The organism is Microbacterium sp. (assembly GCF_049661145.1).
GTDB lineage: Bacteria > Actinomycetota > Actinomycetes > Actinomycetales > Microbacteriaceae > Microbacterium.
Genome location: NZ_JBASZT010000049.1, coordinates 1 through 11,835, shown reverse-complemented (window position 1 = coordinate 11,835; position 11,835 = coordinate 1). Strand labels below are relative to the sequence as shown.

The following is an 11,835-nucleotide window of genomic DNA, read 5'->3' as shown; positions in this document are numbered from 1 at the left end:
GCGGCGCGCTGTGCCTGCGCACCTTGAGGACGCGGAAGCCGCGGCCCGTCGCGGCGCGCGCGATCGAGTAGCCGGTGTCGAACGTCGCCGCCAACCACCGCTGCAGCGAGTCGGAGCCGAGATTCCGCTGGACGACGAGCCACGCGTCGCCGCGCTCGTCGAGCCGTGGGATCCAGCGCTCGAGCAGCCCGTGGAGTTCGTGCTTGCCGACGCGGATCGGTGGGTTGGAGCGGATGCTGCGGAACCGGAGGTCCGCGGGAACATCGTCGGGCTGAACGGCGTTGACGTTGGGCAGGCCCCATTCTGCGGCGTTGCGGCGCACGAGATCGAGTGCCCGGTCGTTCACGTCGACAGCCCACACCGTCGCGTGGGGGGACTGCACCGCGAGGCTCAGCGCGATCGGTCCCCATCCGCATCCCAGATCGAGCAGGTGCCCGCCCGGCGGCGCCGGGGGGGTGTTCGCCAGCAGCACCGCTGTTCCGGTGTCGACGTGGTCGGGGCTGAACACCCCGCCCGCGGTCGTGACCTCGCCGTCGCGACCGGCGAGGCTCACCCGGATGCGGCGAAAGTTCTCGGCGCTGGACGGGGACGCGGTGAAGTAATGGTCGCTCCCCATGGTGTGAGCGTAGCGGAGCCGCTCGTCCCCCAGATTTCCCCGCGACATTCTCCCGTGTCCGGGATAGACTGCAGGGCTGATGCGAAAGTCTCGCATCCCTGGGCAGACTTCCTCGCCCCGCGGCGCGGCAGCGCCCCTGAAAAGCCGATGCGAAAGTGTCGCCTCTCTATGGCAGGCTTTCCCGCCCCGCGGCGTGGTAGCGCTCCCCGAGAAGCTGACCTGAAAGGAATCCATGACGGACACCACCGCATCCCGCGCCTCCGACGACGCCCCGACCGACCCTGTCGATCGGGTGCTGTCGCGCGCCGAGGCCCGGACGGGCGCGCATGTGTTCGGGGGTGCTCAGGCGCTGCAGGATGCCGCGACGGTCACCTACGGCGCCGGTGATGGCGAGCAGTGGGATCGGGAAGAACGCGCAGCGCTGCGCCGGGTGCCCGGGCTGTCCACCGAGCTCGAGGACGTCACCGAGGTCGAGTACCGACAGTTGCGGCTGGAGAACGTCGTGCTCGTCGGGGTGTACCCGCAGGGATCGCACGAGGATGCCGAGAACTCGCTGCGCGAGCTCGCCGCGCTCGCCGAGACCGCCGGCGCCGTCGTGCTGGACGGCGTGCTGCAGCGACGTCCGCATCCCGACCCCGCCACCTACATCGGACGCGGGAAGGCCGCGGAACTGCGAGACCTCGTCGCCGCCGTCGGTGCCGACACCGTCATAGCCGACACCGAGCTCGCGCCCAGCCAGCGCCGTGCGCTGGAGGACGTCGTGAAGGTCAAGGTGATCGACCGCACCACCGTCATCCTCGACATCTTCAGTCAGCATGCGAAGAGCCGCGAGGGCAAGGCGCAGGTCGAGCTGGCGCAACTCGAGTACCTGTTGCCGCGCCTGCGCGGCTGGGGTGAGTCGATGAGCCGGCAGGCCGGCGGCCAGGTCGGCGCCGGGGGTGCGGGTATGGGCTCGCGCGGCCCCGGCGAGACCAAGATCGAGTTGGATCGGCGCCGCATCCGCACCAAGATGGCGCAACTGCGCAAGCAGCTGCGCGACTTCGCACCGGCTCGTGAAGCCAAGCGCAGCGAGCGCAAGCGCAACACGATCCCGTCGGTCGCAATCGCCGGATACACCAACGCCGGCAAGTCGAGCCTGCTCAACCGGCTCACGAGCGCTGGCGTACTCGTCGAGAACGCGCTGTTCGCGACCCTGGATGCCACGGTCCGCCGGGCCGAGGCCGCCGACGGTCGCGTCTACACGCTGACCGACACCGTCGGGTTCGTGCGGAACCTGCCGCATCAGCTGGTCGAGGCGTTCCGCTCCACACTGGAGGAGGTCGGCGACGCAGACGTGCTCGTCCACGTGGTCGACGGTTCGCATCCCGATCCGGCCGCGCAGTTGGCGACGGTCCGCGATGTGATGGGGGATGTCGGCGCGCGCTCGACGCACGAGATCGTCGTGTTCAACAAGGCCGACCTCGTCGACGACGATGCCCGCCTCGTCTTGCGGGGACTCGAGCCGGGGGCGCTGTTCGTGTCGTCGCGCACGGGCGAGGGCATCGAGCAGCTGCGCGCCGCGATCGAGGCGGCATTGCCGCTGCCGGCCGTCGAGGTGCGCGCGCTCGTCCCGTACGACCGCGGCGACCTCATCAATGCGATGCACGAGAGCGCGCACATCGTCTCGACCGCTCACGAGGAGGGCGGCACGGCCGTGCACGCTCACGTCTCGGATCGCCTCGCCGCCGAACTCGCCCCCTACGCCGTCTGACCGGCGCGCAGCGCCCCTCCACCGGTGATCGAGTGCCGGCGCGCAGCGCCCCTCCACCGGTGATCGAGTGCCGGCGCGCAGCGCCGGTGTATCGAGATCACAGCGTGTGACACGGTTGCGATGGTCTAGATACACCGCGCCCTGACGGGCGCGGCACTCGACCAGCGAGGTGGGAGGCGCGACGGGATCAGTCGAGGGTGATCGGGCGGATGCCGGGGGTGTCGAACCCGAACACCTGCCCGAGGAAGGCCAGCTCGCTCTCCAGGGCGTGCACGATCGTGTCGGCGCGGCGGAAGCCATGGCCTTCACCTTCGTAGAGCAGGTACGCGTGCGGCACACCGCGGGCGGCAAGGGCATCGCGGATCGCCTCTGACTGCGACGGCGGCACCACGGCATCCTCGGATCCCTGCAGCAGCAGCACCGGAACGTCGAGGTCGTCGATGTGCGTCAGCGGCGAGCGCTCGCGATACAGGTCCTCCGCTTCGGGCAGCGGGCCGATGAGCCCGTCGAGGTAGCGGGACTCGAAGTCGTGCGTGTCGGCGGCGAGCGTCCGCGCGTCGCCGACGCCGTAGCGGGAGATCCCGGTGGCGAACACGTCGGCGCGTGTGAGCGCGGACAGCACGGTCCAGCCGCCGGCCGATCCGCCCTTGATCGCCAAGCGTGATGGATCGGCGGCGCCGGAGTCAGCCAGACCGTATGCCGCGGCCACCACATCGGCGACGTCCACGACGCCCCACTGGCCGCGCAGCCGCTCACGGTAGGCGCGTCCGTAGCCCGTCGACCCACCGTAGTCGACCTCCATCACCCCGATGCCGCGGCTCGTGAAGAACACGATCCCCCCGTCGGCGACCCCGCGCGCCCGGCCGGTCGGCCCGCCGTGCACGAGCACGAGGTACGGCGGACGCTCGCCCTCGGGCGCTGTCACCCGCGGGTTCCTCGGCGGGTGGACGAACGCGTACACGGGGCCGGACGACCCCTCGAACGTGGCCGGCCGGGTCCTCGGCATCCACTCTGCGCCGATGGAATCCGGCTTGCCCACGAGGAGGTGCGCGGTGCCGGTCGCGGCATCGACCAGCCAGATGCCGCTCACACCGGGCGCGCTTCCCGACACGAGCGAGCGCGACCCGTCGGTCGCCTCGACGGCGAGGGAAGCCGTCGCCGGCAGGTCGAGGCGAATCGCGCCGCCGTCACGCTCGATCAGCATGAGCTCGTCGGTGCCGTGGCTGCGCACCGCCAGCATTCGGCCGTCGTCGAGCAGGCGGTACCAGCGCATGCCCAGCGACCACAGCGCGCCGCCGGTGTCGGCGTCGGCGGGAGCGAGGTGGGTGCGACGGATGCCGTCGGCGAGCTCGGCGCGCCACGGATTCCAGTACCCGGTGGCGTCGTCGAGGTAGGCCAGTTCGTCGTGGCTCGCCCACTCCGGCTGCAGCGCCGCACCGCCGCCGATGGAGACGTCCACGACGTCTTCGACCGTGCCGTCGTCGGTCAGACGCCCGACGCGCAGGCGGGTGCGGTCCCACGGCATGTCGGGATGGTCCCACGCGATCCAGGCGAGGCGCCGGCCGTCGGGCGAGAGCGCCGGCTGCGCGACGAAGTCGCTTCCGCCTGCCAGCTCGCGCGCGCCGCCGGCGACTCCGGTGATGTCGATCTCGACGATCGCGCGGTCCGGCGCGGCGCCCTCGCGCTCGCGGATGGCGAGCAGGCGCGTGCCCGCGAAGCGCAGTCCGCCGTATCGGGTCTCGGCATCCGTCGTCAGTGCGCGAGGCTCGCCGCCGGGCTCCATCAGCCACACCTGCTGGTCGCTGCGCTCGACGAACGCCAAGCGCCCGTCGCCGGTCGCGGCCCACGATCCGCCGCCGTACTCGTGCACGCCCGACCGAGCGTTCCACGGGGCGGGGAGCACGGGGTGGACCTCGCCCGCGGCGTCGCGCCGGAACACCGCAGTGCGTCCCGCCTCGGCGGGCACCGACTGCCCCCACCAGATTTCGCCGCCGACGAAGGCGGCGCCGTCGACGCGCGGCGAGGCCGTCGACGCCCAGGCGGCCGACAACGGCGACGGCCACGAGCCGTAGGGAAGGGGGCTGGGCACGGCGCCTGGCGTCGTGGATTCATCGTCGGTCACGCGAGCAACGCTACCCGGCGCCGCCGGCGCTCGTCGGTAGTCTCGAAGTCGAGTTTCGAGTCGGAAGGGTCGCCGTGCGGCTAGAGGACATCGCCGCGACTGCGCGGCTGGCAGGCATCGTGCCGGGACGCGCCGTGACGGTGCTGGCGGCGCAGATGCACGGCGCGAACGCGGTCGAGGTCACCTACCAGGACGACAACGGTGCGCTCGGCCAGGTGGTGCTGTTCCGCGCGGACGAGGAGAAGGTCGCGCCGCACCTGGAGTCCGGCCGTCCGTTCGATGCCGATCCGCGCAACTTCCGGCTGGCTGCCGAGGCGCAGCGCATCATGCTCGCGGGGTTGCATGACCCGATGCTGGCGGTGGCGACGAGCGACGTGCAGCCGTTGCCGCATCAGATCCGCGCGGTCTATGGCGAGCTGCTGCCGCGCACGCCGCTGCGGTTCCTGCTGGCTGACGACCCCGGCGCGGGCAAGACGATCATGGCCGGGCTCTACATCAAGGAGCTGATCCTCCGGGACGACGTGCGCACCTGTCTCGTGGTGGCCCCTGGCGGACTGGTGGAGCAGTGGCAGGACGAGCTGGCGCTGAAGTTCGGCTTGGAGTTCGAGATCCTCGCGCCCGGCGCGGAGGACACCGCGCCAGGCAAGAGCGTGTTCGAGCAGAAGCGGCTGATGATCGCACGGATGGATCAGCTCGCCCGCAACGAGGTGCTGCTGGAACAGATCGAGCAGGCCGAGTTCGACCTCGTGGTCGTGGATGAGGCGCACCGGATGAGCGCGTCGTGGTTCAGCGGCGAGCTGAAGGCGTCGAAGCGGTTCCAGCTCGGCGAGTTGCTGAGCGAGCGCGCTCGCCACTTCCTGCTGATGACGGCGACCCCGCACAACGGCAAGGAAGAGGACTTCCAGACCTTCCTCTCGCTGCTGGACCGTGACCGCTTCGCCGGTCCCGGCGACCGGCACGCGCAGACCGGCACGGCCGACGGGCTGATGCGGCGCATGGTGAAGGAGAAGCTCGTCACCTTCGAGGGGCGTCCGCTGTTCCCCGAGCGAATTGCCGAGACCGCCTCCTACCGGCTGTCCCCGGACGAGCAGTTCCTTTACGAGGAGGTCACCGAGTACGTCCGCAACGGGATGAACCTCGCCGACCGGCTGGAGGGCAAGCGGAAGAACACGGTCGGCTTCGCGCTCACGGTTCTTCAGCGTCGTCTCGCGTCGAGCCCAGAGGCGATCTTCCAGTCGCTTCGCCGCCGCACCGACCGGCTGGAGCGCACCCGTGCCGACCTGCTCGACGGCATTCTCGACGCCCCGCCCCGCGACGCCCCCGCCTCGCTACTCGGTGACGATCCTGACAGCGGCTACTACGACACGGATGAGCTGGATGCCGCGGAGCTGGAGGAAGCTGAAGAGGAACTCGTTGACGCGGCGACCGCCGCCCGCACCGCGGCCGAGTTGGAGACCGAGATCGCCGACCTGCGGCGGCTCACCGAGCATGCCCGCGGGCTGCTGGACACGCAGCAGGACGTGAAGTGGCGCGAGCTGCGCGGCGTGATAGAGAGCCAGGTGCTCACGACGCCCGACGGGAAGCCGCACAAGCTCATCGTCTTCACCGAGCATCGTGACACCCTGAACTACCTGGAGCGGCGCATCACCCAGCTCCTCGGCAAGCGCGAGGCCGTCGTCTCGATCCACGGTGGAGTTCCGCGCTATGAGCGTCGCCGCGTCACGGCCGAGTTCACCTCGAACCCCGAGGTGCAGATCCTCATCGCCACCGATGCTGCGGGGGAGGGCCTGAACCTCCAGGCCGCACACCTGATGGTCAACTACGACCTGCCGTGGAACCCGAACCGCATCGAGCAGCGGTTCGGCCGCATCCACCGTATCGGCCAGACCGAGGTGTGCCGACTGTGGAACCTCGTCGCGGAGGACACCCGGGAGGGTGAGGTGTTCATCCGCCTGCTCGACAAGATCGAGGAGCAGCGTGCCGCCTACGACGGCGAGATCTTCAACGTGCTCGGTACCTCCCTCGGCGACCTGTCGCTGACCCGTGTGCTGCGCGACGCGATCCGCTATGGCGAGCAGCCCGATGTGCGGGCCAAGATGTGGGAGGTCATCGACGAGGGCGTCTCTGCCGGGCTCCAGGAACTGCTCGACGACGAGGCTCTCGCCAGCGAGGCTCTCGCGCCCACCGACCTGGAGAAGCTGCGTCGCCAGATGGAGGACGCGAAGGCCAAGCGCCTCCAGCCCCACTTCATCCGCGACGCCTTCCTCGAAGCCTTCGACCGCGCGGGCGGACGCATCGAGCGGCGCGAGAAGGGCCGCTACGAGATCACCCATGTCCCCGCGAGCATCCGCGAACGCGCGGGGCGCGCGCCCGTCGCCCGCCGCTACGAACGCATCACGTTCGACGCGGCCACCATCGACGTGCAGGGGACGCCCCGCGCCGAACTGCTCGCGCCCGGCCATCCGCTGCACGACGCGGCGCTGCAGCTCGTGATCGACCAATACGGCACAGTGTTGGATCGCGGCACCGTGCTCACCTCCGACGCGGTGACCGAGCCGACCCTGCTCGTCGGTGTGCTCAACGAGGTGCGCGACTCCACCGGGCAGACCGTCAGCAAGCGGTTCGGCTACTCGGTCGTCGGCGCCGACGGCATCGTGCGCGAGGCCGGCCCCGCGCCGTACCTCGACTGTGCACCCGCTGACGAGCCGCAGCGTGCGACGGGCACGAGCCTGCCGTGGCTCACGCAGCGTGAGAAGGATGCCGTCTCGTGGGTCATCGCCGAACAGCTCCCGGTGTTCGCCACTGACGTGACGACCCGCCGCACGCAGGAGTACGAGCGCGTCCGCGAGCGCGTTGCCACCCGCCTGACCCGCGAGGTCAACCGCCTCTACACCGAGGCGCTGAAGACCGATGCGGATGCGGCCGCGGGCAAGAGGGTGCGCTACTCCGCCGAGACACTGCGCCGCCGCGCCGAGGAGCTGGAACAGCGCCGCGAGTCCCGGCTCGCGCTCATCGACCGCCAACTCGCTATGTCGCCGGTGACGCCGCGCATCACCGCCATCGCCCTGGTCATGCCCGCAGTTCCCGAGCCGGGCACACCCGGCGACGTGCCCGTGAGCGCGCTCGCCCGCGCCGAGGTCGAGCGCCGCGGTGTCGACGCCGTGCTCGCCAGCGAGCGAGCCCTCGGCCGCGACCCGGAGGAACAAGTGCACAACAACCCCGGCTTCGACGTGCTCTCCCGCCCCGCCGAGGGCGCGGGCATCCGCATCGAGGTCAAGGCCCGCATCGAGGGTGCCGACACCTTCACTATCACCCGCACCGAGGTGCTCACCGCGCTCAACGCCGCACCCGACCACCGACTCGCGCTCGTGCGCGTCAGCGCTAGCGGCGCGCAGCACGACGAGGTGCGCTACATCGGCAACGCCTTCGAGGGCGTCGAGCCCGCCTGGCTCACCGACTTCGATGTCGTCTCCCAGAACCTCTCCTGGGGCGACTGGTGGGCACGCGGCACCACACCGTTCTAGCCGATCGCGCAACGGCGCCCAGGAAGTACTGACTCGTCAGGCATCACCGCTAGAGTGCGCGTAGCGACACGCAGGGAGTACAAGTGCTGAGGGTTCGTCTGTCTGACATCGAGATGAGTGACGGCACCCAGATTGGCGTGCCCGAAGCTGGAGTTGTGATCTTTGTTGGACCCAACAACGCGGGTAAGAGCCAATCCCTGAAAGACATCCGGGGGCTGCTACGAGACGGTAGCTATAACGCGCGGGCGATCAAGCGAGTCTCGATTGGCAAGGATGGGTCGGGCGATGATGCGCGCGAGTGGGCGACCAGGAACCTTCGATGGCGTGACCGAGATGGAGTGACACGCGCCCAGGTGGCCGGCTGGGGTGAAGTGGGCGTCGAGGATGTGGCGGGCCAGTGGACTGGTGTCAAGGACCGTCTGGATATCCTCACCGACACATTCGTCCTGCACGCTGACGGGACGAGCAGGCTGACCGCCGGCAATGCTCCATCGAACGTTGACTTTCGTACGCAGTTTCCCACGCATCCAATCCAACGAGCGTCGAGGGAACCGCGCCTGGAGCGGGAGTTCAACGAGATCGGTGAGTCTGCGTTCGGACTCGGGGTGACCGTCGATCGATACGCGGGATCTGTAATCCCATTGCGCCTCGGTCCTCGCCCAGTGTTCGCACACACAGAAGGGGTGCCGACGGACGCCTACCTGGAGGAGCTGGATGCACTACCTCAACTTGAGGAGCAGGGTGACGGAGTCAAGAGCTTCCTTGGCCTTACGATTCAGTTGGTTGCAGGAACTCACCAGATCCTCCTAATTGACGAGCCCGAGGCGTTCTTGCATCCGCCACAAGCGCGCCTTCTCGGTCGCCTCCTCGCCGAGCGCGCCGCGGACCATCAAGTGTTCATCGCTACACATAGTTCCGACATAGTTCGAGGTGCGCTCGAGTCGTCGGCTGCCGTTACGATCATTCGGCTCAGGCGCAGCGGCCACGTGAACGAGGCTGCCGTGCTGGATGATGCTGCGATAAAGGCGCTGTGGGCAGATCCACTCCTTCGCTATTCTGAGGTACTGGACGGTCTCTTTCACGATGCGGTCGTGGTCTGCGAAGCGGACTCGGACTGCCGATACTTCGCAGCTGTACGCGACCATCTGTTTCCCGATGGCGGCGGGAAGGGGCGGCGGCCGGAACTCCTCTTTACGCATTGCGGCGGAAAGGCTCGACTGCCCATCGTGATCCGCGCGCTGAGGGCTGTCAACGTGCCGGTGCTTGTCGTCGCAGACTTTGACGTCCTGCGTGAGCCGACGAATGTCAGGGCGATATGTGACGCCATGGGCGGCGATTGGTCGGCCTTTGCGACTCGCCACGGTGTCCTCACTGCCGCGCTTAACCAGGGTGCAAGGGTGCCGAGTCGGACGGCGGTCCGCGAGGCGATAATCGACCGTCTGGGTGAAGCCAACGAAGCGCTCAACTCCAAGGATTTCGAGGATCTGCGCAGGATCCTCCGTGTTGAGAGCGGTTGGGATCGCGTGAAGGCGGCTGGCCTGTCAGGGGTGCCCCAGGGGGATCCCGCGAAGGCAGCAAGCGAGATACTCGCTGAGCTTGCGGATCTCGGAGTCTTGGTTGTTCCGGTTGGCGAATTGGAACGATTCGAACCGTCGATTCCTGGACACGGGCCGGGTTGGGTCAACGAGGTGCTTTCGCGCGGAAAGCACAAGACTCCGTCGCAAGATGCATCCGACTTTGTCACGCAACTTGAGAACATTGCACGAAGACAGAGTGGGCTTGCACTCAGCCTCGATCTTCCATCGGGTGGTTGAGGTTGGGTTCGGTGGCGTCGTTGCGAGGTCGTGGAGGTGATTCTGACACGCAGGGGGTCTCCGGGGTCCTCGGGTCGTGGGTGTCAGGGGTGTTCGGTGGCTCATCCGCCTCGGGCGGGTAGCGCGCGTAGCGTGTTGATCCCGGTGAGGACGATGCTCGACCAGCGGGATCGACTTGACAGGTGCAGGATGATCCGGCGGCCGGTGCGGGCGAGGGTCGCGGGGATCGTGAACAGGCGGTGGCGGAGTCGTTTCGGCTCCCACCGGCGGGCCTCGTGGTCGGGGTGGGCGAGCAGTCCGGTCCAGGCGATCAGGTCGGTGGCGAGGGCGACGAGCTCGCACCAGATGCGGTTCTGATCGAACCCGTGGAGGGGGAGGTTGCGCAGTCCGGTGTCTTTGGCGTGGCGGATGCGGTCTTCGCAGCGGGCGCGGCGCCGGTGGCGTAGTTCGAGAGTGGCGTGCTGACCGCGGCGGGTGTTGGTGGCGAACGCGGTGAGCCGGTATCCGTCGACGTCGTCGAAGCGGAGCTGCGCGCCGGGGTGGGGGCGCTCGCGCCGGAGGATCACTCGCATGTCGGCGGGCCAGCCGTGAAGGTCGAGCAGCCCGGTCAGCTCGGCCACGTCTGCTCCCTCCCGCGGATCGCCCTCGGCATCGAGTGCGGGACTCCAGCAGTCCTCAGAGATGAGTCGGTAGAGATCGGGGGTGTGGAACGGGAGGGTGAACCCGACCGAGTACGACAAGCGCCTGCCGGTCATCCAGGAGACGAACTCCTTTGTCCCACCGGCCCCGTCGGTGCGGATCAGCACGCCCTTGCCGGGTCTGGGGTTACTGCCGGGCAGCTGGGCGAGCGCGGCCTTCACCACGGCGATGTGGTCGGCCGCGGTGTTCGATCCCGCGTTCCCGGGCCGTAGCCTGATCGCGAGCATCTCCCCAGTGCCTTCGGGGCCATGGTCGGCGAACGCGCACAACGGATGGAACCCGAACCCGCGTTTGAACGTCGCCGCGGCCTGCTCCTTTTCCGAGTGCGCGGTGATCAATGTCGCGTCCAGATCGATCACCACCGGCCGATCCGGCGTGACTGCCGCGTCCGGGGCGTGCTGCCCGGCCCGCTCCCACGCGACCGCCCGCGCCGCAGCGCGCGCGGCGCTGATCGCCGCGACCGCGTTGTCCGCATCCTCGGCGAGAGCCGTGACCAGCCGGGACACCGTCGGATCCGACGCGACCCGTCCGTAGATCCCCGGCTCGGCTCGCACCGTCGCCAGATCCGACATGGCATCCCCGCCCAGGGCCAACGCGATCGCAAGATCACCGACGATCTTGCCCGGATCATGCACCGCGAACGGTTTCCGCCACCGCCCCAGCGCCCCGGACAACGCCCGATCCAACCCCGTCGCCCGGATCGTCTCGGTCAGCAGCACCCCGCCCGCATGCCCGATCGCCGCAACATCGGCGGCGTCGACATGAACACGCGGATAGACCCCGGTACTCTTCATCTTGAAGGTGCTCCTCTCACTGAGCGAACAGTTCCCTAGACAAGAACCATTCTCCCAGGTCAGGAGCACTTTCCACGCTCACCACACCGACGCGAGACCACTCAACGATGAAAGCCCGAGGCTAGCGGCCGCACGTAACCGGGGATTGAGAAGCGCATATCGGTCGTTCGCTCCAGACTCCTGCACCGACCCAGTTGGCCGCACGTGTGGCAGGGAGTCTGAGTCCCGTCGATCACCGACGAAGGTTCTTTCGAATGCCCGCGTGTCGCGCGCCCCGGTGTCGTGGGCCAGTCATACGTTGATCTACTACCCAAAACGCCGCCGGGGTCAAACCGGCGGCGTTATCGGGCCTCGTGGATGAGGGCGGAACCTGGAAAGTTCACCCGACTCTAGTAGAGTGTCGCTTCTAAATTGGTGGGTATTGGTGGGGTTGGCTTGTCCTGATTGATACTTGATCGGGAGGAGTCGTTTATGCCCAGGCCGAAGGATCATGTCGTCGCGCTGACGACGGGGGAT

General features: G+C 68.6%; 6 protein-coding genes. 3 read left to right on the top strand and 3 right to left on the bottom strand.

Annotation, left to right across the window (positions count from 1 at the left end):
- Positions 1–616 (bottom strand): class I SAM-dependent methyltransferase (locus tag WBP48_RS02215; protein WP_424435427.1); only part of this gene is annotated, 616 nt, incomplete at its 3' end.
- A 232-nt stretch (positions 617–848) separates the two neighbouring features.
- On the opposite strand from WBP48_RS02215, the gene hflX reads away from it, so the two are divergent.
- Entirely contained in the window at positions 849–2,366 is a 1,518-nt protein-coding gene (hflX, locus tag WBP48_RS02210; RefSeq protein WP_424435424.1) for a GTPase HflX, read from the top strand.
- 187 nt (positions 2,367–2,553) lie between these two features.
- Here the strand turns inward: hflX and WBP48_RS02205 are convergent, their stop codons facing one another.
- On the bottom strand, positions 2,554–4,488 hold the full coding sequence (locus tag WBP48_RS02205; RefSeq protein WP_424435421.1) for a S9 family peptidase: 1,935 nt from the start codon (positions 4,486–4,488) through the stop codon (positions 2,554–2,556).
- 74 nt (positions 4,489–4,562) lie between these two features.
- Between WBP48_RS02205 and WBP48_RS02200 the strand changes: the two genes are divergently transcribed.
- Both WBP48_RS02200 and WBP48_RS02195 read left to right on the top strand, forming a co-directional pair.
- On the top strand, positions 4,563–8,012 hold the full coding sequence (locus WBP48_RS02200; RefSeq protein WP_424435418.1) for a helicase-related protein: 3,450 nt from the start codon (positions 4,563–4,565) through the stop codon (positions 8,010–8,012).
- 113 nt (positions 8,013–8,125) lie between these two features.
- The gene (locus WBP48_RS02195; protein ID WP_424435415.1) at positions 8,126–9,826 is read left to right on the top strand and encodes an ATP-dependent nuclease; all 1,701 of its coding nucleotides are present in this window, start codon (positions 8,126–8,128) and stop codon (positions 9,824–9,826) included.
- A 101-nt stretch (positions 9,827–9,927) separates the two neighbouring features.
- Here the strand turns inward: WBP48_RS02195 and WBP48_RS02190 are convergent, their stop codons facing one another.
- Positions 9,928–11,319: an IS1380 family transposase gene (locus WBP48_RS02190; RefSeq protein ID WP_424435412.1), complete on the bottom strand. Its 1,392-nt coding sequence runs from the start codon at positions 11,317–11,319 to the stop codon at positions 9,928–9,930.
- Positions 11,320–11,835: the final 516 nt, after the last annotated feature.

Excerpts from the sequence above, each read along its gene's own strand:
- hflX (WP_424435424.1), top strand. The coding sequence starts at position 849 with ATGACGGACACCACCGCATCCCGCGCCTCCGACGACGCCCCGACCGAC.
- WBP48_RS02195 (WP_424435415.1), top strand. The coding sequence starts at position 8,126 with ATGAGTGACGGCACCCAGATTGGCGTGCCCGAAGCTGGAGTTGTGATC.
- WBP48_RS02190 (WP_424435412.1), bottom strand. The coding sequence starts at position 11,319 with ATGAAGAGTACCGGGGTCTATCCGCGTGTTCATGTCGACGCCGCCGAT.